This window comes from Actinomadura vinacea (genome assembly GCF_039532545.1).
Taxonomy (GTDB): Bacteria; Actinomycetota; Actinomycetes; order Streptosporangiales; family Streptosporangiaceae; genus Spirillospora; species Spirillospora vinacea.
This window is the reverse complement of sequence record NZ_BAAARW010000016.1, coordinates 446,730-473,303: the sequence shown is the minus strand read 5'-3', so window position 1 is coordinate 473,303 and position 26,574 is coordinate 446,730. Positions and strand designations below refer to the sequence as shown.

Below are 26,574 nucleotides of genomic sequence, written 5' to 3'. Positions count from 1 at the left end.
GACTTGACGTCAAGCCCCGGTGGCATGAACCACCACCCACGTTCCTGGGGGGCGAAGAATCCAAGAACGGTGGTCGTCGCTGAGGTTGATCACGATCCCGGGCGTGGTGACCCGCTGGTGGCCGTTCCGTTCGGGGGACCTTCAACGAGACACTCCGGTCGACGCTGTACAAGCACGTGCCGGAGCCGTCCGGCGGCCGCCGCGCCGAACTCCAGGAGACCCCGTGAACGCCCCCTGCCGCACCTGCTCACCGCCGCCGCCCGCGCTCACGGGTGGGCGGCCGGGCGGCTCGCCACCGGCGACGGACGGCGCACTCGGCTCAGCCACTCAGAACGCTGTCGACGGCAGCGAACAAGGTTGCGGTCTCGGATGCGAGGAGAGACTCCGAGCCTGGAAGTGCCCTTTCGACCGAGAGACCGTTGATGACAGTGAGCAGGAACTTCGCGCGTTGAGCGTTGTCGCCGTCAGGGAGTGATCCTTCGTCGGCGAGGACGGACAACCAATGCTCCACGCGGTGTTGCGTTTGCCGTTCCAGGGCGAGGTACGCCGCTCGGGACTCCTCGGTCGGCTCGGGAGCGATGAGCATCTCGTAGATCTTGTCCCCATGCCTGCCTCGCCTGTTTCCCGGTCCCGACAGGCGCAAGTATCTGCCGCAGGCAGCCGACCAGTCGGTCCCGCGCGGGCAAGGCCGTGTCGTGGATGGGATCGCCTGGAAACACCATTCCATAGATGCTGGCGAGCACCCGAGTGCGCGCGGCTCAAGGTGCCGCTCGACTACCAGAAGCCGGAGGGTAAGCAGGCGGAGCTGGCGCTGCTGCGGGTGCCCGCGCGCGGCAAGGATCCGATCGGGTCGCTCGTGCTCAACCCCGGCGGTCCCGGCTGCCCCGGCACCGATCACGCGGCCCTGACCGCCGCGTGGGCGAGATCGCCGATCACCGAGCGCTTCGACCTGGTCGGGTTCGACCCGCGCGGCGTCGGCGCCTCCAAGCCTGCGCTCGACTGCCACACCGACGCCGCGCGCGACCGCGACGCGAAACTCACCACGATCCCCGCCGGCCTGGACGTCTGGACCGAGCAGCAGACCCACCGGCTCGTCAAGCAGTGCGCCAAGCGCTCGGGCGGCAAGCAGGTGCTCGCGCACGTCGGCACCCGCGACGTCGCGCGGGACATGGACGTGCTGCGCCAGGCCCTGGGCGATGACAAGCTCTCCTACGCCGTCAGCAGCTACGGCACCCGGCTCGGCGCCGTGTACGCGGAGATGTTCCCCAAGAAGGTCCGCGCGCTGGTCCTGGACGCGGCGGTGGACAACCTCAACGGCACCCGCAAGCGGCGCCTCCAGCAGGCCGCAGGGATGCAGGCCGCGTTCGAGCGCCTGGCCGCCGCCTGCGCCACCGAGCAGAAGCAGGACTGCCCGCTCGGCACCGATCCCGAGCGCGCCACCCAGGAGCTCCAGAAACTCCTCCGGCCGCTGATCGACAAGCCCGCGCGGACCTCCGACGGGCGCGAGCTGACGTTCAGGCAGGCGGTCGACGGGGTGGACACCGCGCTGTACAGCAAGGCGAGCCGGCCCACCGCGATCGCGGGCATCGCCGAGCTGAAGGCCGGCAAGGGCGACACCCTGCTGAAGCTGCGCGACAGCTCCCACGGGCGGACCGCCGACGGCGCCTACTCCGCCGCGTCCGAGGCCACGATGGCGATCAACTGCCTGGACGAGGAGCGCAGCACGCCCGAGCAGGAGACCGCGCTGGCAAGGGAGTGGCACAAGGCTGCGCCGTACTCCGACCCGATCAGGGAGGTGCGCGACGGCTGCGAGCAGTGGCCCGTCAAGCCGACCCTGGGCCACCCCTACGCCACCGGCATCAAGGGCCTGCCCGACACACTCACCGTCTCCGTCACCGGCGACGCCATCACCCCGCACCAGGGCGGCATCAACCTGGCCAAGACCCTGAACGGCAGCCTGCTCACCGTCGAGGGCGAGCAGCACGGCGCCATCCTGCCCGGCAACGCCTGCATCAACAAGGCCGTGGCCGCCTACCTCATCGACCTCAAGTCCCCGGCCGACGGGGCCCGGTGCAAGCTCTGAGCCGGGTACTGGCACGGCCGCCAGGATCACCGCAGGCAAGACGCATGCCGTCGTTCCAGGTGCGTCCGAACGCATTCCGCGCCGACCGTTCAGACCTGCCGGAAAGCATTGCGGACGCAGACCACACCCCATTTTTACAGATAGTGACTGATGATGTACATATAGTCACGCTCGGGTCGCTCGTGACGCGGGCGCGCACGGCATCGAAAGGGAACAGCCATGACCCTGCAGACGATCGACACCGCCATCGAGCCCACTGCCAGGCGTGCCGCCGAGGCGATTTCCACCGGCTTCGCCTACTTCGACACGTACGGAGAGGTGATCATCAACGCCACACTGGGCTCGTTCACACCGTCCACGCTGGTGACCGTCTCGATCGTGGAGGTGGACCACAACAACGCCCCGATGATCGGGGCCGCGCGCATGACCGTCCACAACATCCAGCCCTACCAGGGAGGCGTACAGACCTGGGTCAACATCGAATGGAACAGCCCCCTGCGCGTACGGGTCAGCTATTTCTGGCAGTGATGACCCGCCACGGAGCCCGTTCACCGGGAGATGACGTTCCCTCTCACATCAGAAGACGCCCTGCCCGATGGTCATGCCCACCAGGCGTTACCACTCCGAACGCCCGACCCGTGACAACCACGAAGAACCACCGACCCGCTATCTGACGGCTGGGTCACGCTCGGGAGAAGACCGCCGCATCGGAACGAGAAGCCACGCCAGCGTCAGCCAGGGCGACCACCTAACGCGGCTGGTCGAGCCCGGTTCTGATACGTGCGCTCAATGGTCCTGTGAGCGGGGCAGATAGCGGTGGGTGAAGGCCATCATGCCGCCGAGGTCGGTGGAGTTGCTCCAGCCGCGGTCGTTGGCATGGGCGCGTTTGCGGGCGGCGATGGCGGGGGCGTGGTGAGGGTCGGCCAGATAAACGCTCCGGCGAATGGTTCATGTGTCGGATTTGGTTTCGAACGGTCATTTGCCGTCGTTTCGCACGTCCACCGCCGCGGTCACGCCATATCACCCGTGAGCGCTCGAGCAGGTCATCACCGGTGACCGTGGTCGGGCAGGTGCAGCACATCCAGTGAGACTGGACCGTCCCGCGATCGCTCCATCCGGCGAGGGAGGTTGCGGGGCCTCTGGCCAAAGTCGCTGGGCCTGGATGCGACCCGGCCGACGCGCGTTGCCGGTCCGCGGTCTTGTCGACACGGATATGTGCCGACGTCCAGAGCCTTGGTGGCATCGGGCGCTCAGCCATGAAAGGAAGGACAGCGCATGCCCAGATCAGGACCCCGGGCGGCTCGCCGAGGTGCTGCCGCGGTCATCGCCGTGGCGGTGGTCTGCTCGACGGCATGCGACGGGCCTCACGTCGGCGCGGCCGGCAGACCGTCAGCTTCGGTGCCCGCCCCGCGACTGGACTGGAGCCCCTGCGTTCAAGGCAGTCAGTTCGACTGCGCGACCGCGAAGGTACCACTGGACTACGACAGCCCAGGTGGTCGCACCATCGAACTGGCCGTCGTCAAACGGAAGGCAACCGGCCCCGGGCGGCGCATCGGCACCCTGTTCTTCAACCCCGGCGGCCCCGGCGGGCCCGGGACGGTGCAGATGCCACAGAATTACGAGCTCTTCCCGCGGGAGGTGCGGGAGCGGTTCGACATCGTCAGCTGGGACCCCCGCGGGGTCGGCAGCAGCACCGCGGTGAATTGCTTCGAGAGTTCCAAGGAAGCCGACGCCTGGGTTTCGAGCAAACCGGCCGGCTTCCCTGTGGGCGAACAGGAGCGGACGACCTGGATTGCCGCGTACAAGGATCTGGGCTGGCGCTGTCAGCAGCGCGACCCCGAACTCCTGCGTCATGTGTCGACCGTCGACAGCGCTCGCGACCTCGACCACCTCCGCCAGGCGGTGGGCGACCCACGACTCACCTACCTCGGGATCTCCTACGGCACGATCCTCGGCGCCACCTACGCCAACGTCTTCCCCGGCAAGGTCCGCGCCATGACCCTCGACAGCAATATCGACCCGCAGGCCTGGACGAACCACGCCAACGACGCCCCCCGGCTCCCGACGCTCCTGCGCATGGGGGCGGACCTCAGCGCGGCCGCGACCCTGGACCAGTTCCTCGCCCTGTGCGGGTCCACGACTACCGCCGGCTGCGCCTTCTCCGCCGGCGGCCCGAAAGCGACCCGGGACAAGTTCGACCAGCTGATGCGGCGCCTCCGGGAGCATCCGGTGGGCACGTGGACCTATGGCCGTACGGTCGGTGACGCAGTGAACAGCCTCTACACCGTCCACCCCGGATGGATGGACCTCGCCGGCAGGCTGCAGGACCTGTGGCAGGGGCGCGTCCCGGAGCCGTTCCCACCCCCACCCGCACAACCGGTCCCGAATCCGAATCCGTACCTGGGCGAGGAACAGGCGGGTGCGGTGTTCTGCGGCGACAGCCCCAATCCGCGTGACCCCGGTGCCTACCACGCCCTGGAGGAGGCCAGTGCCACCCGTGCGGGCGACGCCGGACGCTTCTGGACCTGGGCCGCAGAGCCGTGTGCCACCTGGCCGGCCATAGCGGCCAACCGCTATCGCGGCCCGTGGAACAAACCGACGGCACACCCCGTCCTGGTGGTCGGCACCACCTACGACCCAGCCACCCCCTACTCGGGCTCGCAGGCCATGGCCAGTGAGCTGGCCAACGCCCGCCTGCTCACCAACCGCGGGTATGGGCACACCGCACTGATCAACCCCAGCAGCTGCATCAACAAGCACGAGAGCCGTTACTTCATCGATGGCACCCTCCCCCCGGCCGGAACCGTGTGCCGACAGGACACGCCGCCGATCTCGGCAGCCGAGTCCCAGGGCTGCGGCGGCAGCGTTGCGCTTGCCGAAAATCACGTCCATCCAGGTGGATGGCTTACGAGTCGGTGGGCTCCGCCGCGCTTGATCAGATGCAGGACGGGCCGCGGCAATGCGGTCGCCGCGGGATGATCGGTCAGCGGCCGAAGCGGTACGGCCGGAATGGCCAGGGAAGGGGCCGCCGGGGCAAGCCCGTTGTCGGACGGTGGGGATGCCGCCGAGCTGCCTATCGCACGATCTTCATCCGGTGCGGCTCCTTCTCAATGAGCGGTTGAGCTGGAACTTGTTGATCACGTTTCGTCCAGCTAGGCGATCAACAAGCGTTGGACGGTGCGCGAATGGACGCGAGTACCTGGACACTTTGCAGGTGACCAAGGGCGCCTTCGACTGGCAGGTCCTCTTCACCCAGGCGCCGCTGGGTGAAGAGGAGTTCGAGTCCGTGCGGAGGCGAGTGGCGGGCATGCTTGAAGCGTTGCCACCTGCTGACCCGGCTTACGACTCCGTCGGCTTGCGGGCGAGGAGACGGCCGTGCTGGAACCTCTCGTTCTCACCCGGCTCGCGGCGCAGCCGGCCGACCTCCGTGAGCCCGGCCTTGGACGCCAGGTCCGCGACGTGGTCGATGGAGAGCCGGTAGGCGAGAGAGACCTTGTGGTCGAACGGCTCGGCCGGGTGCGGCGAGTCGTCGTCGGTCGCGAAGAACCCGACGAGCAGGTGACCGCCCGGCGCCAGCACCCGTGCGAACTCCGCGAAGATCACCGGCAGGTCCTCCGGAGGCGTGTGGATGATGGAGTACCAGCCGAGAACGCCGCCCAGCGTGCCGTCCGCGATGTCCAGCGCGAGCATCGAGCCCTCGTCGAACCGCAGGTCCGGGAACTCCTGGCGGGCCAGCTCGATCATCGCCGGCGACGCGTCGACACCGAAGGCGGTCACACCGAGGGAGGCGAGGCGCGCCGTAACGCCGCCGGGGCCGCATCCGAGGTCGGCCACCGGCCCGGCGCCCGCGGCTCGTACGAACTCGGCGAACGCGGCGACCAGGACGCGGTCCAGCGGATGGCCTTCGACCGAGTCGCGGAACAGCTCGGCGTAAAGGGTGGCGACGGCGTCGTAGGCCGCCCGGGTGGTGTCCAGGGAGGAAGACTCGATCATGGTTGACGACCCTAGTCCGCGTAGTCCGACGGACGCGGTTCTCAGCCCGTCCCGGCGGCCCAGACGCCGCACGTCCGAAACCGCTTGCCCCAGCACTCACGCACGGCCCGAATCCGACCGATCTTTCGACAGGACTACCGGAACCCTCCAGGCCCCGCCGCTACACGATGCGCTCGGCGGACTCGACCATCTCCCCGAGCCGAGGCAACAGAGGCCCGGGAGGGGCGCCGGGGCGGCGTGAAAGCAAAACCAATGTCCGGCGGAGTAGAGGTGTGATGACCATCCCCGCACCTGCTGTCTAGGCGGGGTCCCGGAAGCAATCGCCGAAGAATCCAACCACCAGCTGCGGCCATCGATGCGCAGTGAACCGGCCCGCGCGGGCGAGCACCTGCTCAAAGCAGCTGATCGAGCAACACGGCGGCCGCGTCTTCGAGGGCGCGGCCGTCCGCGTCGCCCAGCGGATCCTGGCCATGACGGCGGCGCTCTGGCACAACCACCGCACCGGTCACCCGCTCACTGATCGCCTACGTCCATGAGGAGTCACTGTCAGGCGATGGCGCCGAGCCCGAAGCCGCCGTCCGCGACGATCTCGGATCCGGTTGCGAAGCGTGCCTGGTCGGAGGCGGCGAAAACGATGAAGTCGGCGATCTCGTTTGGGGTGGCTCGGCGGGGGATGGCGAAATTGTCGACCGGTACCAGTTCGTTGCCGTCAGGGCCGTAGGCGAGAGGCGTGTCGATGATATCGGGGTGGACGGCGTTGACGCGGATGCCGTCGCGGGCCAGCTCTTTGGCGGCTGCGCGCATGAGGCCGCGTAGCGCCCACTTGCTGCTGCTGTAGGCGACGAGGCCGGGAGCGGCCGCGAGCCCGGCGATGGAGTTGACGTTGACGACCACCCCGCCGCCGGCCTTGCGCATCGATGGGGCTGCGGCGCGGATGCCGAGCAGTGCGCCGGTGAGGTTGGTGTCGACCACGCGCCGGAACTCGTCGACCGGGATGCTCTCCGTTGTGCCGACGTGCAGGTAGGCGGCGTTGTTGATCAGGATGTCCAGCGGCCCGAAGTGTTCCTCGGCCCGGGTGATCGCCTCGGCCCAGTCGGACTCGCTGGTGACATCGAGGCGAACTCCGAGGTTTCTGCCACCGGTCTCGGCGGCGACCTCGTCGAATCGGGTCCGGGCCGCGACGACGGTGTTGGCGCCGGCCTGGGCGAATCGGGTGGACAGTGTCGCGCCGAGGGTGCCGGAGGCGCCGGTGATGAGGACGGTCTTGCCGGTGAAGTCGAACATGACGAGCTCCTTTTAGTCGCTGGTGGCGGGGGTGTGGGCGACGTCGTCGGCGTCGGTGGAGTAGGCGAGGCTTCGCCCGGCCTCCAGGGCTTCGAGACGGTTGCGCAGGGCGGCGGTTGCCAGCTCGTAGGCATCGGAGCCCAGCGTCAGCCGAAGCGGCGCCTCGGCCCGGTCGGCGGAGGCGATGATGGCCGCCGCGATCTACGCGGGGTCACCGGGGGCGGGCAGCGGCGGTAGTTCGCCGGAGAGCACGCGTCGCAGCCGCCCTGACGGACCGTCGGCGTACTCGGGCAGCGGCGCGCCGAGGACCGAGCCGCCGGCGCCGAAGTCGGTGCGGGACATGCCGGGCTCGACGATCGTGACGCCGATGCCGAACGGCGCGAGCTCGGCGGCGGACGACTCCCAGAATCCCTCGATTCCCCACTTGGTGGCGTGGTAGAGGCTCATGGCGGGGAAGGCGATCTGGCCGCCGACGCTGGCGATCTGGATGTACCGCCCGCCGCCCTGGCGGCGCAAGTGCGGGGTGGCGGCGCGGGCCAGCTGGATCGACCCCGTGAGATTTGTCGCGATCTGCCGGTCGATCTGCTCGTCGGTGAGTTCTTCGGGCGCCCCCAAAAGCCCGTAGCCGGCGTTGGACACGACGACGTCGATCCGGCCGAGATCGGCGAACGCGCGGTCCACGACCGCGCGCAGCGCGGTCGTGTCGGTGACATCCAGAGGGGCACGCCAGAGCTGCTCGCCGTAGCGGTCCGCCAGGTCGTCAAGGGTCTCCGGACGCCGCGCGGTGGCGGCGACCCGGTCCCCTCGGGCGAGTAGTTGTTCGGTGAGGCCGGCCGAAACCGGAGGACGTGCCGGTGATGAACCAGGTGCGGGTCATGCTTGCCCCCCGTAGGTAACTAACTAGATGCATTCATACTCCATCGCGGGCCGCATGTAAACATCTGGATGGTTATGTACGATGAGCGCATGCCACCTGATGCCACCGAGACCAAGCGGCGACTCTTGAAGGCGGCGGTCGACGAGTTCGCCAAGTACGGCCTGGCCGGCGCCCGGGTCGACCGCATCGCCGAGACCGCCGCGGCCAACAAGCGGTCGATCTACATGCACTTCGGGACCAAGGAAGAGCTGTTCGACAAGGTCGTCGCCGACAGCATGGTGGAGTTGGCGGAGGCGGTCTCGATCGACGCCGGCCACCTGCCCAGCTACGCCGGCGCACTGTTCGACCGGCTGGAGCAGCGGCCGCACGTGCGGCGGCTGTACCTGTGGGCAGGGCTCGAGCGACAGCGGCCCATCGAAGCCGAGGTCAAGGAGTACCGGCGGAACGTCGCCGCGATCAAGGCCGCCCAAGAAGCGGGCCACGTCCGCGCCGACATCCCGGCGATAGAGCTGATGGCCATGGTGATCGCGATGGTGATCAGCTGGGACACCGCCTCCTGGTCATTGAAGGCGCTGCAGGCGGAGACCGATCACGAATCCTTCACCGGCCGCAGGGCGGCGGTGATCGCCGCCGTAGCCGGACTCATCCAGCCGCTCTCGCCATCGGCCGCAAGCACATCAACGTGATCGGCACCTACTCCTTCACCGCTCCCGATCTCGGCCCGACCGGCGTCCGCGAACTTCGTGCCCCCGACGACGACTGACTCACGCGGCGACGACGGCGCCTGGCACGCCGTCGCCGACCGCAGGAAGATCCGTCCGCCCGCGCGGCCGCCGGGTGGGACCATCGGCCCAGGTCGGCGGGCAGATATCGGCAGCCGCAGTGCACGCGGGACAGTGCTGGGGGCGCGGTGGTCGGCCAGGAGCACCAGCCCGATTTGAGCAGGCGGGGCAGGAGCCGTGCGGTGCCGGGGGCCCAGTGCACATACTCGATCGCGCCGCCCTTGGAGGTGACGCGGGGCGCGGCGGAACTCGGGGTCCAGGTCCTCGATGTTGAGCGAGAGGAGTCGGCCAAGGCGCGCCTTCGTGCGCGAACCTGCGGCTGTCAGTCGTCAATGGCCTGGTAGAGGGTGCGTGGATGGCCCGTGCCGAGTCGGGTGAGCAGGATCCGTGCGGTCTAGATCGGGAGCGCGCCTTTGAAGTGCCAGGGAGTCACCTCAGGGTGGGTGGTGGCGAGCCAGCCGTCCGAGAGGTCGTCGGCCAGCATCAGGGCGTCGGGCGTGACGCTCATGTACGTGGCGACGGTGTCCGGGTCCGCTTTCTCGTCCTCCTCGTCCTCGAAGGCGAACGGCCCGCGGTGGCGGGCGCCGTCGCGTGCGATGTACCAGGAGCTGTCGTCACTGTCGTACTCGTCGTTGTAGTAGGCGTGCGCCTCGCCGCAGACGCGGCTGAGCCGCTTCGCCCAGTCGGTCAGGTGGCCCAGGCTCTCGTGGCCGAGGAAGAGGATCCGCCACCCCTCCACCGGCGGCGATATGAAGATCCGTTCGGCGTACTGCCGCTCACCCGCGGGGCCGGTGACGGTGATCGAATGCTCCTCCATCACCGCCGCGTGCACGCCCATCGGGACGGTCGCGCGGGTCAGGTGGTGCAGGCCCAGCTCGGCCGTGATCGCCTTGAGGCCGTCGCCGCGCACGGTCATCCAGAAGCCGGGCCAGTACCTCGGCCACCGGGCCAGGTCGTCCCCGTCGTCCGCGGCGTACTTGAGTCGGAGCCGTACCAGCCGTTCGACGGCCGCGCGGTCCCGGCGGTCCAGGCGGTGCGCGGCGCCGATGCTCGCGAGGGCCTCCAGCGCGTACCGCCGCAGCCGGCCCGGCCCCTCGCGCCGGACGCGCAGCAGCTCGTCGGCCGCTCCGCCGATCTTCTCGAACCAGCGTTTGAAGGTGTAAGGAAGTGTGCCCTCCTCCGCCGCGATCTCCAGCAGTTCCGGGACGAGCGGCGCGCCGCGATCCAGCAACTCCCGCTCAACCGCCCCCTTGCCGTCGAAGTAGGTGCCGCGCAACTCCTCGACGGTGGAGCGGATCTCGTCTCGCATGGTCACCTTCATGATTGTTCAAGGTATCGACACGTTGGCGGATCTGCTGATCGGGCCCTCTTCTTGCCGGAACGCCTTATGTCAGCGGTGCTGAAGTCGACTCCGGACAGGCCCAGGTGGCGCAGCTTCGGTCGGCACCCGCCGACTCGGCCGCGGGCCCGTGCGGAAGCGAGCCCATCGTTGGTGTTGGCCGTAGCCGGTGAGCATGTGTCGGAATCCATCGGGCAGACCGTTCACCGACGTTGATCCACGACACGGGTTGCCGACACTTCCCACCTGCGGGTTCGCTATTACGGGCGCGAGTGTCGGCAGACGGCCGTTCGCCGACACTCGGGGGTTCCTAGGCCGGTCGGCGTTGCACGGCGTCGGCGATGACCGCTGTCACGAACTTGTCGACGGCTGCCGTGGCCGGCGGGCCGGGGTCTCGGTCTGCGAACAGGAGATGCCCGCCACCGACCAGGGAGAGGGTGAGCGAGTCGATGTCGGCGTCGGCCGCGATGCGGCCCAGTTCACGCTCGTCGGCCAGATACGCGGAGATCGCGGTCGTGGCCTGGGCGAGGATTGCGATGCCGCCTCCGGGCCTGGCTTGCCGCAGCCGTGCGCGCAGCTCGTCCCGGAAGGTGATGAGCGGGATGATCGCCACCGGAATCGGTCCGAACAGGGTGGTCAGCCCGCTGGTGAGGTTGTCGGTCACCGTGCCGGTGCCGGCGGAGGCGCGCAGCGCGCTCGCCTCTGTCTCGAGCTGCGCGGCCCGGTCGAGCACGAGGTCGGTGAGGAAGGCGTCGAAGTCGGTGAAGTGCCGGTGCAGGACGCCTTTGGCGCAGCCCGCCTCGTCGGTGACGGCCCGGCTGGTCAGCCCGTTCGGCCCGTCCCGCAGAAGCACGCGTTCGGCAGCGTCGAACAGCTGCTGCCGCGCGTCGTGAAGGTGCACCCCAGTCGGCACTCACAACTCCTCTCGTGCGTCGACCCGCTGGCATCCGTTGCCTAGTGGGCGTATGCCCATTAAGGTGGGCGCATGCCCATACTATCGCGAGAGCAACCAGAACCGTCCCCAGCGGAGCCGAATAAGGCCCGGCGGATGGCCGAGTCGTTCGGCGTGGACGCGCCACGCTACGACCAAGCCCGGCCCGGCTACCCCGATGCGTTGGTGGCGCGGATCGTCGCCGGGAGCCCTGGGCCTGACGTGCTCGACGTCGGCTGCGGTACCGGCATCGCAGCCCGCCAGTTCCAGGCCGCGGGCTGCGCCGTGCTCGGCGTCGAGCCCGATGCGCGGATGGCCGACTTCGCGGGAGCTCGTGGCCTGCAGGTCGAGGTGGCGGCCTTCGAAGCCTGGCAGCCGGCCGGCCGGACGTTCGACGCGGTCATCGCCGCCCAGTCGTGGCACTGGGTGGATCCGGTCGCCGGCGCCGTGAAGGCGGCACGTGTGCTGCGCCCAGGGGGACGACTGGCGATCTTCGGGCACGTGTACGAGCCGCCTACCGAGGTGGCCGAACCGTTCGCCGCCGCCTACCGGCGGGCGGTGCCCGACTCCCCGCTCAACGGCCAACCGGCCCGACGTCCACTCGACCTCTATCAGGCGGCATACGCGCAGGTCGCCGACAAGATCCGCGAGACCGAACAGTTCAACGATCCCGAGCAGTGGCGATTCGACTGGGAGCGGTCCTACACGCGCGACCAATGGCTGGACCTGCTACCCACCACCGGCGGCCTCACCCAACTCCGTCCCGATCAGCTGGCCGAGATCCTGGACGCGGTCGGGGGCGCCATCGACTCCCTGGGCGGACGCTTCACGATGAACTACACCACCCTGGCCGCGACCGCCGTACGCGCCAGAGACCTGAACCCGTGACCGCCCCGCAGCTCGACGGCCCCTTCGTCCTCCCGCTTTCCCCCTCCGACACTCTCGTGCCGGCCGGGCCATAAGCCCGATGTTCCCCAACCTGGGGAGCAGGTTGAAGTTCAGCAAGTGCGCGAACGCAAAGCCACGATCGTATCCGTTGGCGGTCGATCTCCCCGCTCGTCAGGTGGCGGAGCAGACCCTCGATCATCGAGGCCACCTCGGACGCCGTCGTACTTGTGACCTGCGAATACATGCAGACCGACGTGCGTTCGACATCCGTATCTTTGGTGCCACTCGGTCATGAAGTGCGCCGACCGGGACGCGTCCACGGCGAGCGGCGTGGTCGGACGGTTCAGAACGGGGAGCGGCTGCGGGCGCGGCGCCCGGCCGACCCGCTGCGGCCGACGGCCCGCGAGGAGCTGCGGAACGGCTTGCTCAGCAGCCGCCCGAGAGCGCCGGGGGCCGAGGAGCCCGCGCGCGAGCCGATACCGAGCGCACGCTGCGTACCGCGCTGCGGGTGCCGCGAGAGCCGTGGCAGCAGGAATGCCAGGACGAGCAGGACCGCGCAGACGGCCACGATGGCGACGATGACCATGATCTTGACCTTTTCGAGCGGCTACATTCGCAGGCGCTTTACCCACACCCAGGCCGCGCAATCGGCCGTCCCGGCGCGCCGCGGTCCTCGAATGCGTCGCCGCCCGCCCGGTTGTCCACGGGTGACGGGCCTGGTGTTCATCGAGCACGGCACCCGCGGACTTCACCTGGGCGGAGTGACCGCGCGCCCGACCGGGGCGTGAGCGGACCTGGGCGAACGCCTCGACACGCCGCGGTTTGTGATTCATGACCGCGATCCGGTGTTCGCCGGGGTGTTCACGGCCGGAGGTCTGCCGATCATCACCACCCCGCCGCAGACGCCGCGGATGAACGCCGGCCCGCGGGGCCCTTCGACCGAGGCGAGCCACCCGGCCGCCCGCTGAGCGAAGGCGAGCGCCGAATTCTTCGAACGCGCCCGTCTAACGGAGTGCCCGCAGTCCTACGCGAAGATCTTCGGAGAAGTACTGCGGCTGTTCCCAGGCGGCGAAGTGCCCGCCCTCGTCGAACTTGTTGTAGTGCTCGGGGTACGCCCTCTCTACCCAGCTCCGGGGAGCCGCGTAGATCTCCGGATCACGGCATTCCCGGGCCCGCCGCTGCGTCGGCTAGGGAGTCCCCATGTCGCGGTCGGTGGTTTGGGCCCCCTGTCCTCGGATATCCCAACTGTGATGGTAAAAGGGGCCGAGAAGACCACCAAAAACGGTGAGGCGCGGCTGTCGAGGGCTTCGGCGTTCATCCAAGAAAGTCCAGACGCTTGGATGAGCGCGCCAAGGACACTGCGGCGCTATGCCGGAAATGCGAGTTCCGGCGGCATGGACGTTCGAGGTCTGCCTGCAGTGTCAGCGCATATCAAAACCGCGCTGGCGGCGCCGATGTCTCATCACCGATTCGAAAGCGGCTCACCGCCCATCGTGTTGCCGACTTGATGATCGAGGAGATGTGTCGATGACCATTCCACCTGCCCAAAGTCAGCCTTATCCGGGGGAGACCGGGCAGATGACGCCCGAGCCGCGAGACGAGATGCGCGATTATCCCGGGCGCGGGCTGTTGTCAGGGAAGCGGGCCTTGGTCACCGGCGGTGACTCGGGGATAGGCCGTGCGGTTTCGGTGGCGTTCGCCAAGGAGGGCGCTGATGTGGCCATTGCTTACCTGAGCGAGGACGCCGATGCCCGGCACACGGCCGGGCTGGTCGAAGCGGAAGGCCGCCGCTGCCTGACCATCGGCGGGGACGTGTACGACGAGCGACACAGCCGGGGCCTGGTCGCCCGCACCGTGCAGGAGTTCGGCGGCATAGACGTGCTCGTCCTGCACCACGGTACGCAGGATCCGGTGGACGATGTAAGAGAGATCGACACCGATCACCTCGAACGGACATTCAACGTAAACGTGCACAGTCTCGTCTGGATCGTGCAGGAGTCCTTGGCCCACATGCCCGACGACGGTGCGATCGTCGTCACCGGCTCGATCAACGGGCTGCGCGGCAACAAGACCCTCATCGACTACTCCGCGAGCAAGGCGGCGGCGATGAACTTCGCCCAGTCGATGGCCCAGGTACTGATGGACCGCGGTATTCGGGTCAACTGCGTCGCCCCCGGCCCGGTCTGGACACCGCTCATCCCGGCCACCTTCGACGCCGAACGGGTCGAGGGCTTCGGCGAACAGGCGCCAATGAGCCGACCGGCCGAGCCGGATGAGATCGCCCCGTCGTACGTCTTTTTCGCCAGTAACCGGCTCTCGTCTTACTACACAGGTCAGACCCTCGTCCCTGCGGGCGGTGAGATTCACCCAGGCTGACTGGGGCGGGGTGAGCCGCAGTCCCCGCGGGCTCGCGGCGCGGGCGGGCCCTCCCGTTCAGCATGCGGGGCGGCGACGATCGCGATGAGCTCACTGCTTCGAGCTCGTCCTTGGTCATGCTGGAGCGGCCCGAGATGCAGCCTTGGCGACGTCGCCGCAGGTCCTGCTTGGAGACGTTGGCGTCCAAGCGGCCCCGGCCGTCTTGCGCGAGGTGCCGCGGCCGCCCTTCGTCTGCTCGTCGGAGGGCCCCTCGGCACTCTTGGCTTGGGCTCCCAGTGGTCGCGGATCTTCTCGTGCGTGTGCCTGCGGGCGGCGCAGGAATGCGACATCTGCCGGGCCGTCGGAAGCGCATCACGATGCCACGCCCGGACGGCGTGCATCCAGACGCGTGATCGGCCCTGGCACGGGCTGGGTCACAGTGCTGACACCGGTGCCAGGATGAATCGCTCTCGTTTGAGGTCCGGCGCGCGGGATAGGGGCCCCTTGAACCCGATAGCGATGGAGGGAGGAGACGATCATGACTACGAAGGCGGCGGACGTCGTCAGCATTCTCACCCATGACCACCGTGAGGTGGAGGAGCTGTTCGAGCAGCTGGAGGCGGCCCGGCCGGACGACGTGGAGACCCGGCGGCGGCTCACCGACCAGGCGATCATTGAGCTGGTACGGCACTCGGTCGCCGAGGAGATGTACCTTTACCCGGCCACCCGGCGGTTCGTGCCCGACGGCGACAAGATCGCCGACAGGGAGCTCGCCGACCATGCCACGGTCGAAGAGATCATGAAGGACCTGGAGGAGGCCGACGCGGCCGACCAGGAGTTCTCCACCCTCCTGGCTCGGCTCATGACCGAGGTCCGGCTGCACGTCCGTGATGAGGAGGAGAACCTCTTCCCTGCCCTCTCACGGCACGCCGGGGCGCCCGAACTGGCCGATCTGGGCGAGAAGGTGCAGGCCGCCAAGGACAGGGCGCCCACCCGTCCGCACCCTTCGGCGCCTGACTCGCCCACGCTGCTGAAGATCCTGGCGCCCGGTGTCGGGCTGGTCGACCGGGCACGCGACCACCTGTCCGGCCGCGGCAAGTGACCGTCCAGACAAGTCAACGGAGCACATGAGCGATCCGGAGGCGGGGGCGCGAGGACGGCTTCCGCTTCCGAGCTCGTGCTCCTCAAAGGGGGAAAGCTGCTTGACGGCACCGGCCGGGCACCCCTGCGCCGGTGCCCGCCCCGGCGGCCGGAAGCCGGCGACGAACTGAGCGGTCAGGACGGCGGAGTGGGAATAGAGTTGTCGGCCGGCGCCGAGGCGACCGCCGACCAGCCCCGGCCCTCCTCGTTATCCAGGTAGCTCAGCCTGGGCCGGGGCCCGATTCCAGTACGTTCGCGCCTGGCCGGGGCTCATGTAGCCGAACTCGTTGAGTGCGCCGCTCAAATTGTTGATCACGTGGTGAGCGCCCGGCCGCGTTCCACCAGCTCCTTCGACTCGCGCCCGGCGCTGCGAGTCCAGCGGCCTCCAAGTCGGCGGCTCGCGCCCGCGACACCTGGCCGTACGGCTGGGTCCGCCGGGCCGCGACCGATGCCGCCAGCCCCTGCGCGCTCAGCGCCTCCAAGGTCGCTTGCACCCCCGAGACGGCCGACTGCACGATCAGCAGCTGCGCGGCGAACCCGGCGGGGTGCCCGCTTGCAGATCCGGTCGAGCAACGCCCGGCCGGTTCGCTACGTTCATGTCGAACGACTGGCTGGCCACCGGCCCGAGCAGGTCGCCCCGAAGCACCTTGATCTGCAACCGGTTCAGCCAGGCGTTGGCCCTGGGCGGCCAGCACAGCCCGCTCCGACGCGTCCGCGGCCGTCACTCGGCTGGTCATCGAGCGGTGATGATCTGTTTCGGGGGCACCTGGACCGGTGCCGTCCGACCCGGTCCCGGCCCCAGCCGGGTCCGTGGCGATCCGGCGTGCTCGTCCCGTGTGATCCATGCCCGCGCGGCGACGAGGGGTCACCTGCATGACTTCCGTGGAGCCTTTCTTGGTTGTTTGGGGCTGTATGCGTCGGGCAGGGGCGGGGACGCCGAGCGAAGGAGCAGGATATGAGCACGATCGAGCAGTCGATCGACGTTGCGGTCCCCGTCCGCACGGTCTACGACCAGTGGACGCAGTTCGAGGAGTTCCCCCGGTTCATGGGGGCGTCGACCGGATCGAACAGGTGACGTCGACGAGGACCCACTGGGAGACGAGTATCGCCGGGGTCCACCGGGAATTCGACGCGGAGATCAGCGAGCAGCACCCGGACGAGCGCATCGCCTGGCACTCGACCGAGGGCCCCCAGCAGGCGGGTGTGGTCACCTTCCACCGCATCGACCCCTCGACGACCCGGGTGATGCTCCAGATCGAGATCGAGCCCGAGGGAGTGGTCGAACAGGCCGCGGACAAGCTCAACATCGTCCAAGACCGGGTCAAGGGCGACCTCAGGCGGTTCAAGGAGTACATCGAGGAACGCGGCGGCGCGTCAGGCGCCTGGCGAGGCGAAGTCCCCCAGGACCCCCGCCGCTAACGGCCGACCGGCCCCGGTAGGAGCGGCGGCGGCTTTCGCGGCAGCCGTTCCTACCTGAGGCGGCCAATCGGTGTCGAGGTGGTCACGGCCGGCATCGGCCTGTCGGACGCCCCGCCCGTCGGCGGAGCCGGAGTCCGGCGCGGACCGGCCGATACCCGGCCTGCCAATTCCACCCACTTTCGGCCCGTCTTGCGCGGATCGCACGGCTCTCCCCATGGCATAAGGCTGCCCTGAGGGCCACGGGGGTGTTCTGGATCAGGTGCGGCGGGCGGCCCAGACGGTGCGCTCGGTGCGCACCGCCAGGTCGTCGCGGCACAGGATGCTGTGCGGGCCGCCGGTGTCGAGGAGCTGGTCGAGCGCGGTGAGGTCCTCGACGGAGAGCGTTCCGGCGACGGCGGTGCGGATGCGTTGCAGGATGCCGAGGGCGTAGCGGCCGATCGCTTCACTGGAGGAGCCCTTGATGTTCACGGCGACGGTGCGTTCGCCCTCGACCGTGAATCCGGCGGCGGTCAGCATCGGGCCCCAGTCGGCGCCGCGGTGGGGCACGCGCTCGGCGTGGAGGCGGTCGGCCGCGGCGTGGCAGCGCTCTTCCAGGCCGGGCCGGTCCTCGGGGGCGCATTCGGGTAGGAAGCGGGGGTGGCCGGCCAGTTCGACGACGGCGAACAGGCCGCCGGGCGCGAGCGCGTCGTGGACGGTGCGCAGTGCGCCATCGGGGTGGGCCATGTGGTGCATGGAGGCCGACGCCCACACCAGGTCCGGTGAGCCGAGGTCGGGCCAGGCGGGGTCGTCGAGGTCGGCCAGCACGGTGCGCACGCGCTCCTCCACACTGCGGGCGCATGCCTTTTCGCGCAGGTGCTGGAGGTGTCCGGCGGACGCGTCGACCGCGGTGACGTGCGCCTCGGGGAAGCGGTCGAGGAGGGCGAAGGTGCCCGCGCCCGTGCCGCAGCCCAGATCCACGATCCGGCGCGGGCCGGTCGTCAATGGCAGCCATGCGGTGATGGAGGCCATGTGCTCGGCGAGGATCTCGGCGTCCAGGTCGAGAAGCTCTGCCTGGCCGTCGGTTCCGTGCTCCTGGTGGCGTCCGTGCGGGTGCGCTTGGGTCATGTCTTCACGCTAGGACGGTCATGCGCCTGCGGCACGATTTCTTCCCGTTTACGCAAGACGATGGTCGGGTGTGCTGCCCGACGCGCAAGATGTCACCGCTGCGGAGGCCGTCGGGCGGCCCGCGCCGTCATGCGCGCGGGCCCTGAGCGTCCCGGACGCCGTCCTCGCGCTGGTGGCCGCGGCGGGCGTCGCGGTCGAAGATGCCCAGGATCTCGCACGGGCCGCCCTCGGCGCCGATCGCGTGCGGCATCATCGTGGGGAACTCGGCGGCCTGGTTGGTCTCGATGCGGATGCGGCGGTGGCCGAGCATGAGGCTCGCGGTGCCGGACAGGACGACGAGCCATTCGCGGCCCGGGTGGGCACGCATGCGCGCCGGGTTCTCGGGGGGTGGTTCGGTCATGCGCTGGCGTACCACGCTCATGCCGGGGTCACCCTTTACGGTCCAGCGCATCGAGCCGTGGGTGCTGTCGATCATCGGGCTGGTGACCACGTCGTCGGTGGCGGTCTCCACGAGCTGATCCAACGTGGTGTCCAGGGCGCGGGCGAGAGTGACCAGCTGATCCAGCGCGAGGCGGCGCCGGCCGTTCTCGATGCGGCTCAGTGAGGACTGGCTGAGGCGGGCACGGGTGGCCAGTTCCTCCAGGGACCAGCCCTGCGCCACCCGCAGGGCGCGGATGCGTTTGCGTACGAGGCTGTCCAGCTCTCCATCTTCTTGCGTCATGGGCAACACCGTATGCCCCATGTGCAAGACGGGGTGCTGCTGTCCGGCGCGATGCGGCATCTACCTGCGATCGCCTCCAGCTTCGTTCGGAAATGCGGATGCGTAGCCGAGTGACGATCGACAAAGCCCACGATCGCACCAGCCAGAAACGCGCCCAGGATGCTCTCGAGACCAAATCCCTCGGCGAGCACGACGAAGGCCACGAGCAGCGCTGAGCGGGCGCTTTGCGGCCGCCTGGGCGATGTGGTCCTGGTCGTCACCGCCGATCTGGCGGGGACGGCCTCCCGCCCACTGAGGGTCCAGGGCGGCCGGTCCCTGCTCGTTGAAGGCGTGGACGACGTCCCGCACGGTGTCCTCATGCGCCGCGACCAGTCGCGCCGGGACCGTCGACGCCATGATGATCAACGCCCGGCGGACCCGGATCGACTCATGCTTGCCCCGTCGCACGATCTGCTGCGGCTCCCGGCCTTCCAGGCCGGTCGGCCGCCGTGCTCTCACCTGTTCTGCCATCCGCGCCCTCACTCTCGACAGCGATCACCTCGCTACGAGCGTGAGGGCAACAGGCATCGATGCCGCGGACCCCAGTGGGCGTGTCGCCTGACCTGGCGAACGTATGTGGTCAGCGCACCGGTCAGGTGCCGATCCCCTCGAGTAGCGACTGAACGATGAGGTCGGCGCCCTGGGCGGGGGTGAGCTCCGGCATCTCGTGGGCGGCGAGGTTGGTCAGGTGTATGAGCTGGGATCGGGCCCAGCGGTCGGGCAGGCCGGGCCTGATCACACCTTCGCGTGTCGCCCGTTCCATGAAGGCGTCGAGGCATCCGATCAGCTCGTGCAGGCGGAGGGCTGACTGTTCGTCCTGTTGCAGTCGGCTCAGGTCGATGGGCCAGCGGCGGCTGACGTCGATGATGCCCTCGGCGTAGCGGTGCAGCGCGATGGGCACCGGTGCCTCGTTCAACCGCGCCTGGTCGACGACCTCCTGGCAGGCCTCGAGCTTGGCCCGGTAGATGGCGGCCACCAGCGTCTCGCGGTCGACGAACCGGCGGTAGACGGTGCGCCGGTCGACGCCCGCCTCCGCGGCGATCGTCGCGATGCTCGTGGCCGGGTCCTGGTGTAGCAGGCGCGCGCCGGTCTGGAGGACCGCGTCGAGGTTGCGTACAGCGTCGGCTCTCATGGCGACCACGATCCTACCCATCAGCCTGACGACTCACGAGCGAATCGCCCCACTATAGAGGCATCTACATTTTTAAGTGCTACAGTGATGTGACGCTAACTGATGAGGAGGTCATGGCATGGCTTTCGGCATTGCGATCGAGAAGGTGAGGGAGATGCTCGACTCCCCTGTGTTCGCCACCGTGGCGACGATCCGGCCGGACGGCTGTCCGCAGCAGTCGGTCGTCTGGATCGGACGCGACGGCGACGGGCCGCTCTTCGTGACGGCCGCCGACAACGTCAAGGGCCGGCACCTGCGGCGGGACCCGAGGGTGAGCGTGCTCCTGAATCCCCCCGGGACGCCCTACACCTACGCGGCGATCCGCGGTACCGCGACGCTCGAGCGCGGCACCGGACGCGAATTGGTGGACGCACTGTCGATCAAGTACACCGGACTGCCCTTCGCCGAGCACAACCCCCAGGCCGCGGCCCGCGCCACCGACCTGATCACCGTCCGTGTCACCCCTGAGGAGATCCTCGGAAGGACGTTCTGATGAAAACCTTCGTCATCACAGGCGGCACGGACGGCATCGGCCGCGCGGTGGGGCTCGCCTGCCTGGACAGCGGCCACAAGGTGGCGATCGTCGGGCGCAATGCCGACAAGGGGGCCGCCTTCCTCGATGCGGCCGGGCGGCTCGGCGCCGCCGAGCGGGCCCGCTTCGTCCGCGCCGACCTGAGCCTGATGGACCAGACCCGCCAGGCCGTCCGAGAGCTCAGAACGCACTTCGCGAAGGTGGACGCGCTGATGTTGTGCGCCCGGCACTTTCGCTCCACCCGCCTTGTCACGGCCGAGGGGCTCGAGAACACCTTCGCGCACTTCTACCTGAGCCGGTTCGTCATGAGCTATGAGATGACCGACCTGCTCGACGCCGCCGACGAGCCGGTCATCCTCAACGTCGCGGGTCCGGGGCCGAACCCCGAAGAGATCCGCTGGGACGACCTCGGCCGCGAGCGGGACTACGACGGCCAAGGCGCGATCATGCAGGGCGGCCTGCTGAACGACCTGCTCGGCACCGGATACGCCCGGATCCGGCCCTCACGCAAGGTCCGGTACGTGCTGTACAACCCCGGCAGCGTCGCGACGGCGCTCTCCGGCGAGTACGACGCGCACGTCGCGGCCCAGATCGAAGCAATGCGCAAGACCGCACAGCCGGTCGAGAAGGCCATCGTGCCGATCCTTGACCTGCTGAACGATCCACCCGCCGAGCCGCTCACCGCTTCGCTCATGGGCCGCCCGATCGCCATGGACGGCCCGGGGTTCGATCCCAAGGCCGCCCAGCGGCTCTATGACCAGACCCGCGAGCTCATCGCCTGAAGCGGCTTTCTGAAAGGGGAGGGTGTTCCATGCTTCGGTGAGGGCGGCGACGCGTTTGCCAAGCCAGGCCCGTTCGGACGGTGTCAGAACGCCGGAGTGGTGCTGGATGCTCGCCAAGGGATCGGTGAGTCCACGAATGGGGGCTGCCTGCGGAATCTTCCTTGAGATCACCGTGCCCGGCTCAGCCCGAGGCAGAAGCAGGCACCGCCCTCCTCGCTCGGTTCGTACCAGGCGGTGCCGTGATTGGCGCGGGCGAGGGTGCGGACGATCCACAACCCGAGACCGGTTCCTTCGGCTTGTCGCGCGGCGCTGGGGGCGCGGGTGAAGCGCTCGAACAGATCGGGCAGGAACTCCTCGGGTACGCCTGGACCATGGTCACAGACCCGGATCACCACCCGCGCGCCGTCCTCTGGCTGCGCCCGGATGTCGATCGGCGGGCGGCCGTAGGCGAAGGCGTTGTCCAGGTAGTTGCTGAGCATCTCGAAGAGCTCGCTGCGGTCGGCGAGGACGTCCAGGTCGGACGGGCACGACACGCGCACTTCCCGCGCTGGGTCTTCGCGGTCGGCCAGTCGCCCGAGGACGAGTTCGAGCACGGACACCCGCGCCATGTGGCCGGGCTCCGTCCTGGCTTCCAGGCGCGACGCGGTGAGCAGTCTGCGTACGAGCTCCTGGAGGTAGGCGGTGCGCTCGGCGATGCGGTCGAGGGCCTGTGCTCGCCGCTCCTCGCTGAGCCGAGCCTCGGGGTCGCGCAACGTGGACGCCAGGGCGCCGATGGCCGCCAGCGGGCTGCTGAGCTCGTGCGCCGCCATGGCGATCACGGTGTTCTGCCGTTCCAGTGCCCTGGACAGCTTGAGCTCCGCCTTCCGACGTCGCGCGGCGTCCCGCAGCACCACCAGGTAGAGTTGCTCGCCCTCCAGGTTCATCGTGGTGACCCGCATCTCGACCACCCGCTTGCGTTTGCCGGGGATGGCGAGATCGAGGTCGGTCGAGGCACCGGCGGTCAGTGGGAAGCCGAACGGGCTGCCGACGAGTTCGTCGGCCGGTCGGCCGAAGAGCTCTTCAGCGGTCTGGTTGCACAGCCGGATGATCCCGAGCTCGTCGACCGCGACGATCCCGTACTCGGACGTCCACTCCGGCAGTCGAGGCTCACCCATCGCGTCTCACTTAGGCGACTCGTCCGGCGGTTCCGGGATAAATTGCACCTCGGTCGCGTAACCACTGCCTGGAACGATCTGGGCGAGGGTGGTCAGGGGCGCACCGATGTGCATGCCCGCGCTGTCGATCGACACCTGGCGGACGCTCTGGTCATGGTCGGATCCGCGGGTCTGCAGCACGGCGATGCAGCGATCGACCGACCCGACGCGCTCGACGTAGCGCAGCAGGATGGTGACGTCGGCGAGGCTGGCGATCTCCATGGCGATCGCCGGTGTCGCCACCGGCGTCACCCGCCCGGTCGGGGCCGAGGTGAGCAGCGTGGTGATCTCGTGCTGGCGGAGCAGCGCGCCGAGTGCGATGACGAAGTCGAGCAGTGCCCGCGGGGTGACGATGCGTTCCAGCGCGGACAGCGGGTCGATGATCAGCCGCTGCGGTCGGAAGTCCTGGATCGCTCGGTGCAGCCTGAGGAAATGGTCTTCCAGCGAAGCCACCTCCGGGTAGTCGGCGAGTATCCGGGCGAACCCGGAGGACTCCATGGCGTGCAGGTCCATCCCCCAGCCTGTGGCGTTGCGGGCGAGCTGCTCGCGGGTCTCGTCGAAGGTGTAGAGCACGCAGCGCTCACCGGCCTGGTACGCGGCGTCGGCGAAGCGCAGCGAGGTCAGTGTCTTGCCCGTGCCGGTCGGTCCGCTGATCAAGGTGACCGCGTCCCGGAACACCCCGCCGCCGACCATCCGGTCCAGCGCGGCGTTGCCGGTGGAGACGCGTTCGCGCGACGCACGCTCGCGCGGGACGAGGAAGGCGAGCGGGATGATCACCATGCCTTCCCGCGGGTCGATGGTGAACAGCCATTCCCCGGTGTGGTGCGCCGCCCCGCGCAGCTTGACGATCTCGACCGTGCGGCGGCGCCGCTCCCCCCGCAGCACGTTGCGCAGGATGATGACGTTGTCGAGCACGAACTCCTCGACTCCGTAGCGCGACACGGAGTTGTACTCCGCGTGGCGTTCAGCGGTGAGCACAGCGGTGACGCCCAGCGTCTCGAGCGCTCCGGCCATCCGGAACAGCTCGTGGCGCACCATCCCGATGTCGCCGAACCGGGTGAAGATCGCGCCGAGTGAGTCGAGCGATACCCGGCTGGCCCCGACCCTGCGGACCGCGTGGTCGATGCGGGCCACGAGCGCGCCGAAGTCGTAGGTGCCGATGGTCGGCCCCTCCTGCGTCGTGTCCGCCGACGCGTCGACGAAGATCCACTTCCCATCCGCCTCCCAGTTCGCGATGTCGAAGCCGAGGGACCGCGAGTTGCGGCGGATGTCGGCCGCGGTCTCCTCGAAGGTCACGAAGACGCCGTGCTGGTCGTAGCGCTGAATGCCGCGGGCGAGGTACTCGACGGCGAAGAGCGTCTTGCCGCTCCCGGTCGTGCCGGTCACGAGCGAGGACCGACCGGTCGGCAACCCGCCCATCGCGACCTGGTCGAAGCTGCTCATGCCGGTGGCCAGCCGCTCGATCGGGTCTGAGTCGGTGCCGGTCATCGTCACCACCTTTCCGGGAACTCGTCCAGACCGGGGAGGCCGAGGAAGGCGGCGGCCCGCTCGTGGTCGGACAGGTCCCCGATCACCCGCAGCTGCGGCAAGGGGGCCAGCCTGAGCACGGTCGGGGTGGCGATGATCCGTTCCTGCTCGGCCAGTTCGGGCTGCTCCACGGCGTCGACCACTTCGAGCTCGTAGTTGCTTCGCAGCCGCGACTCACAGAGAAATCGCAGGTTGGACGCCGCCGCCTGGGATCGGGCCGTGTCCCCGGCCACGTACAGTCGAAAGGCGTAGATCATCTCAGCCCCGCTCCCACTGGCCGCCGTTCGCGGGTTGAGATGGCCGCCCCTCCAATTTCGTGATCACGCCCATCCCCACACCGTCACCACGGGAGGACCCGTTGACCAGACGGCGGTGCCAACGCCCCGCGGGCGTCGTCCCAGAGCCTGCCGGAGGCCGCCGGGTGCCGGACCGTGCGTTCTCTGGTTAGTTGCGCGAGACCCATGCTCAGGTCCGCCACCTCACACAATGTTACGGCCCGGTGCTCGGGGAGTATGGGCTCTGAGCAGCGTGTTTGGTTCTCGTCGTGGTAAAGGACCAGCTGGTTCCCGCCGAGGCGCCGTGAACCGCCGTCGACACCAAGCAGGGCTTTGCATGGGCGGCCAGGTCCGGCGGGACTCTGCTTCGCGACGACCCGCCGCGGGTAGGCTCGGAATGAGGGCCGCTGGACGAGGCCGTGGGGCATCTGGTGCGATCGGCACGGTTGAACATGGCTCCCCGAGCATGTCGGTCCGGCTCTCTACAGGTGTTTCGATCATTGGCGTGCGGCGGTATCCGATGACCCGGATTCTCGTGGTCGACGATCAGCAGACGCTTGCGGGCGCTCTGGAGATCGCGATCGACGCCCAGCCCGACATGGAGTGCGTCGGCGCGGTGGGAACGGTCGAGGAGGCCGTCCGGCTCGCCGTGGCGGAGAACCCAGATGTCGTGCTCATGGACCTCCACCTCCCCGATCTCGACGGAATCGAGGGCACAAGGCGGATCAGGCGATCTTGCCCGGAGACAAGGGTCCTCATCCTGACCGGGCATGCCACCGCCGGCAACCTCACGGCCGCGGCGGGGGCGGGCGCCGCCGGTTTCATCGCAAAGGACAGCGCCTTCCCGGACATCCTCGCGGCGATCCGAGCCCCGGTCAGTACGAGGATCCTGGTGGAGAGCCTTGCGCTTCCCGTGCTTCTCGAAGGCCTCAGGACCGGTGCGCAATCGCGGGCCGATCGTGCAAAGCGTGCGGGACTGACCGGGCGCGAGTTGGAGGTCCTGACTCTGATGGGGGAGGGGCTCGATCCCCGTGCGATCGCGGAGCGGCTGGTCGTGAGCGTGCACACCGCTCGTGGGCATGTCAAGAACGTCCTGATGAAACTGGACGCGCACAGCCAGCTCGAGGCCGTCCTCGTGGCCACCCGGGCCGGTCTCCTGCCCGACCCGCGGACGCGCGGAGAACGCCGCTGATCCAGCCCATTTGGGGGTGGCCATCGGACCATCTGGGGGGTGAAATGCGCTGTTTACTCATTTTAGCCTCGCTATATCGGAGGTTGATGAGAGGCCGTCGAGGTCTCGAAACCTCGGGTGAAAAACGCCGGGCCCCAGGTACGGGGCAGTGACGGCATCCACGACTCGGAGGCGCTGAGAGGGTTGACGTCCATCGAAGAGGAGCGTCGAACACAGGGATGGACGATCGCTGAGGTCGCGCATGACCTGCGATCCCCGCTGGCGGGGCTGCGTGCACAGCTGGAGCAGGCTTGGCTGGCCCCCGGGGAGACGCCACTGCGCGAGACACTTGAGCGCGCATTGGGCGATGTGGACCGGCTTGAAGCGATCATCACCGACGTCCTCGCGCGGGCTCGCCTAGGCGATGGCAACGGGACCCGGGAGAATCTGGACTTGGCGGAGCTGGTCTACGCAGAGGTCTTGCGACGCAGCGACCGGGTGAGCAACGAGCTCCGGTTGGAGCCCGGAGTGATCGTCAACGCGTGCCGTGTCCAGCTCGGCCGGTTGCTCACCAACTTGCTGGACAACGCTCAGCGGCACGCCGCGGGGAGCGTTGAGATCGAGGTCCGCCAGGACCGGGACGGCGCCGAAGTGGTCGTCGCCGACGATGGTGCGGGAATCGCCGAGGCCGAACGGGAAAAGATCTTCGAAAGGCACACCCGGCTTACGGCGGGCTACGAGCTCGACGGCCGGGGAGCCGGCCTCGGCCTGACGATCTCCCGCGAGATCGCCCATGCCCACTCGGGGATGCTGGATGTCGGGGACTCGGCCACCGGCGGCGCACGCTTCGTGCTCCGGCTCCCCGCTGTGTGACGCATGGTCCGGTACATCATTGAGGTCAACGGGGTGCCGTTGCTGAATTCGTTCGATGACAGGTATGGCCGACGTCGTCGGTGTGCATCCGGACC

Annotated in this window: 25 protein-coding genes and 4 pseudogenes; 15 read left to right on the top strand and 14 right to left on the bottom strand. The window is 68.9% G+C overall.

Annotation, left to right across the window (positions count from 1 at the left end; translation table 11 throughout):
• Positions 1–319 precede the first annotated feature (319 nt).
• A complete protein-coding gene (locus ABD340_RS23505) occupies positions 320–586 on the bottom strand; it encodes a hypothetical protein (RefSeq protein WP_344591620.1) in 267 nt (88 codons plus the stop codon).
• A gap of 177 nt (positions 587–763) precedes the next feature.
• Here ABD340_RS23505 and ABD340_RS23500 point away from each other — a divergent pair, with 177 nt between their 5' ends.
• The 3 genes from ABD340_RS23500 to ABD340_RS23490 all read left to right on the top strand — a co-directional run bounded on the left by ABD340_RS23500 (position 764) and on the right by ABD340_RS23490 (position 5,062).
• Positions 764–2,083, top strand: coding sequence for an alpha/beta hydrolase (locus ABD340_RS23500; protein WP_344591618.1), 1,320 nt, complete (start codon positions 764–766; stop codon positions 2,081–2,083).
• 219 nt (positions 2,084–2,302) lie between these two features.
• Positions 2,303–2,611, top strand: a complete 309-nt coding sequence (locus tag ABD340_RS23495) for a hypothetical protein (protein ID WP_344591617.1) — start codon at positions 2,303–2,305, stop codon at positions 2,609–2,611.
• Between the two features lie 870 nt (positions 2,612–3,481).
• The gene (locus tag ABD340_RS23490; RefSeq protein ID WP_344591616.1) at positions 3,482–5,062 is read left to right on the top strand and encodes an alpha/beta hydrolase; all 1,581 of its coding nucleotides are present in this window, start codon (positions 3,482–3,484) and stop codon (positions 5,060–5,062) included.
• A gap of 360 nt (positions 5,063–5,422) precedes the next feature.
• Here ABD340_RS23490 and ABD340_RS23485 read toward each other — a convergent pair whose 3' ends face one another.
• A complete protein-coding gene (locus ABD340_RS23485; RefSeq protein WP_344591614.1) occupies positions 5,423–6,076 on the bottom strand; it encodes a class I SAM-dependent DNA methyltransferase in 654 nt (217 codons plus the stop codon).
• A 343-nt stretch (positions 6,077–6,419) separates the two neighbouring features.
• Here ABD340_RS23485 and ABD340_RS23480 point away from each other — a divergent pair.
• Positions 6,420–6,612: pseudogene (locus ABD340_RS23480) on the top strand (IS982 family transposase); the annotation flags it as partial.
• A 10-nt stretch (positions 6,613–6,622) separates the two neighbouring features.
• Here the strand turns inward: ABD340_RS23480 and ABD340_RS23475 are convergent.
• Positions 6,623–7,360 carry an SDR family NAD(P)-dependent oxidoreductase gene (locus tag ABD340_RS23475; RefSeq protein WP_344591612.1) on the bottom strand — a complete coding sequence of 246 codons (738 nt, stop codon included), beginning with the start codon at positions 7,358–7,360 and terminating at the stop codon, positions 6,623–6,625.
• Positions 7,361–7,561: 201 nt separating this feature from the next.
• Positions 7,562–8,131: pseudogene (locus ABD340_RS23470) on the bottom strand (SDR family NAD(P)-dependent oxidoreductase); the annotation flags it as partial.
• 195 nt (positions 8,132–8,326) lie between these two features.
• On the opposite strand from ABD340_RS23470, the gene ABD340_RS23465 reads away from it, so the two are divergent.
• Positions 8,327–8,923, top strand: a complete 597-nt coding sequence (locus ABD340_RS23465) for a TetR/AcrR family transcriptional regulator (protein ID WP_344591611.1) — start codon at positions 8,327–8,329, stop codon at positions 8,921–8,923.
• Between the two features lie 490 nt (positions 8,924–9,413).
• Here ABD340_RS23465 and ABD340_RS23460 read toward each other — a convergent pair whose 3' ends face one another.
• Positions 9,414–10,334, bottom strand: coding sequence for a hypothetical protein (locus ABD340_RS23460; protein ID WP_344591609.1), 921 nt, complete (start codon positions 10,332–10,334; stop codon positions 9,414–9,416).
• A 334-nt stretch (positions 10,335–10,668) separates the two neighbouring features.
• Positions 10,669–11,271: a TetR/AcrR family transcriptional regulator gene (locus ABD340_RS23455; RefSeq protein ID WP_344591608.1), complete on the bottom strand. Its 603-nt coding sequence runs from the start codon at positions 11,269–11,271 to the stop codon at positions 10,669–10,671.
• Positions 11,272–11,406: 135 nt separating this feature from the next.
• On the opposite strand from ABD340_RS23455, the gene ABD340_RS23450 reads away from it, so the two are divergent.
• The gene (locus tag ABD340_RS23450; protein ID WP_344591606.1) at positions 11,407–12,177 is read left to right on the top strand and encodes a class I SAM-dependent methyltransferase; all 771 of its coding nucleotides are present in this window, start codon (positions 11,407–11,409) and stop codon (positions 12,175–12,177) included.
• A 343-nt stretch (positions 12,178–12,520) separates the two neighbouring features.
• Here ABD340_RS23450 and ABD340_RS23445 read toward each other — a convergent pair whose 3' ends face one another.
• Positions 12,521–12,763: a DUF6411 family protein gene (locus tag ABD340_RS23445; RefSeq protein ID WP_344591604.1), complete on the bottom strand. Its 243-nt coding sequence runs from the start codon at positions 12,761–12,763 to the stop codon at positions 12,521–12,523.
• Here ABD340_RS23445 and ABD340_RS23440 point away from each other — a divergent pair.
• From ABD340_RS23440 to ABD340_RS23420, 5 genes and pseudogenes are all read left to right on the top strand, one after another.
• Positions 12,756–12,965 carry a hypothetical protein gene (locus ABD340_RS23440; RefSeq protein WP_344591603.1) on the top strand — a complete coding sequence of 70 codons (210 nt, stop codon included), beginning with the start codon at positions 12,756–12,758 and terminating at the stop codon, positions 12,963–12,965. The two genes, ABD340_RS23445 and ABD340_RS23440, sit on opposite strands and share 8 nt — an antisense overlap.
• 36 nt (positions 12,966–13,001) lie before the next feature.
• Positions 13,002–13,145: a hypothetical protein gene (locus ABD340_RS23435; protein ID WP_344591601.1), complete on the top strand. Its 144-nt coding sequence runs from the start codon at positions 13,002–13,004 to the stop codon at positions 13,143–13,145.
• Between the two features lie 559 nt (positions 13,146–13,704).
• A complete protein-coding gene (locus tag ABD340_RS23430) occupies positions 13,705–14,553 on the top strand; it encodes an SDR family oxidoreductase (RefSeq protein WP_344591600.1) in 849 nt (282 codons plus the stop codon).
• 517 nt (positions 14,554–15,070) lie between these two features.
• Positions 15,071–15,634 carry a hemerythrin domain-containing protein gene (locus ABD340_RS23425; RefSeq protein WP_344591598.1) on the top strand — a complete coding sequence of 188 codons (564 nt, stop codon included), beginning with the start codon at positions 15,071–15,073 and terminating at the stop codon, positions 15,632–15,634.
• Between the two features lie 993 nt (positions 15,635–16,627).
• A pseudogene (locus ABD340_RS23420) lies at positions 16,628–17,091 on the top strand (SRPBCC family protein).
• A 255-nt stretch (positions 17,092–17,346) separates the two neighbouring features.
• Here the strand turns inward: ABD340_RS23420 and ABD340_RS23415 are convergent.
• From ABD340_RS23415 to ABD340_RS23400, 4 genes and pseudogenes are all read right to left on the bottom strand, one after another.
• Entirely contained in the window at positions 17,347–18,195 is an 849-nt protein-coding gene (locus ABD340_RS23415) for a class I SAM-dependent methyltransferase (RefSeq protein WP_344591597.1), read from the bottom strand.
• 127 nt (positions 18,196–18,322) lie between these two features.
• On the bottom strand, positions 18,323–18,916 hold the full coding sequence (locus ABD340_RS23410) for a helix-turn-helix domain-containing protein (RefSeq protein ID WP_344591595.1): 594 nt from the start codon (positions 18,914–18,916) through the stop codon (positions 18,323–18,325).
• Between the two features lie 279 nt (positions 18,917–19,195).
• Positions 19,196–19,312 (bottom strand): annotated as a pseudogene (locus ABD340_RS23405) (helix-turn-helix domain-containing protein); the annotation flags it as partial.
• A gap of 235 nt (positions 19,313–19,547) precedes the next feature.
• Positions 19,548–20,087, bottom strand: coding sequence for a TetR/AcrR family transcriptional regulator (locus ABD340_RS23400; RefSeq protein WP_344591594.1), 540 nt, complete (start codon positions 20,085–20,087; stop codon positions 19,548–19,550).
• 118 nt (positions 20,088–20,205) lie between these two features.
• Between ABD340_RS23400 and ABD340_RS23395 the strand changes: the two genes are divergently transcribed.
• Both ABD340_RS23395 and ABD340_RS23390 read left to right on the top strand, forming a co-directional pair.
• Positions 20,206–20,619: a PPOX class F420-dependent oxidoreductase gene (locus ABD340_RS23395; RefSeq protein WP_344591593.1), complete on the top strand. Its 414-nt coding sequence runs from the start codon at positions 20,206–20,208 to the stop codon at positions 20,617–20,619.
• Positions 20,619–21,440, top strand: coding sequence for an SDR family NAD(P)-dependent oxidoreductase (locus ABD340_RS23390; protein ID WP_344591591.1), 822 nt, complete (start codon positions 20,619–20,621; stop codon positions 21,438–21,440). The genes ABD340_RS23395 and ABD340_RS23390 overlap by 1 nt, the downstream gene beginning before the upstream one ends.
• 167 nt (positions 21,441–21,607) lie before the next feature.
• Here ABD340_RS23390 and ABD340_RS23385 read toward each other — a convergent pair whose 3' ends face one another.
• Genes ABD340_RS23385 through ABD340_RS23375 form a run of 3 tightly spaced genes read right to left on the bottom strand, consistent with a single transcriptional unit; the run spans position 21,608 to position 24,417 of the window.
• Positions 21,608–22,594, bottom strand: coding sequence for a sensor histidine kinase (locus tag ABD340_RS23385; RefSeq protein WP_344591590.1), 987 nt, complete (start codon positions 22,592–22,594; stop codon positions 21,608–21,610).
• Between the two features lie 6 nt (positions 22,595–22,600).
• Positions 22,601–24,121 carry a circadian clock protein KaiC gene (gene kaiC, locus ABD340_RS23380; RefSeq protein ID WP_344591589.1) on the bottom strand — a complete coding sequence of 507 codons (1,521 nt, stop codon included), beginning with the start codon at positions 24,119–24,121 and terminating at the stop codon, positions 22,601–22,603.
• Between the two features lie 2 nt (positions 24,122–24,123).
• Positions 24,124–24,417 (bottom strand): circadian clock KaiB family protein, encoded by a 294-nt coding sequence (locus ABD340_RS23375; RefSeq protein WP_344591587.1) that lies wholly within the window; start codon positions 24,415–24,417, stop codon positions 24,124–24,126.
• A 484-nt stretch (positions 24,418–24,901) separates the two neighbouring features.
• On the opposite strand from ABD340_RS23375, the gene ABD340_RS23370 reads away from it, so the two are divergent.
• Together ABD340_RS23370 and ABD340_RS23365 are read left to right on the top strand one after the other, a co-directional pair.
• Positions 24,902–25,627 carry a response regulator gene (locus ABD340_RS23370; protein ID WP_344591586.1) on the top strand — a complete coding sequence of 242 codons (726 nt, stop codon included), beginning with the start codon at positions 24,902–24,904 and terminating at the stop codon, positions 25,625–25,627.
• 183 nt (positions 25,628–25,810) lie between these two features.
• Complete coding sequence (locus ABD340_RS23365; protein WP_344591584.1) at positions 25,811–26,479, top strand: sensor histidine kinase; 669 nt, start codon at positions 25,811–25,813, stop codon at positions 26,477–26,479.
• Positions 26,480–26,574 lie beyond the last annotated feature (95 nt).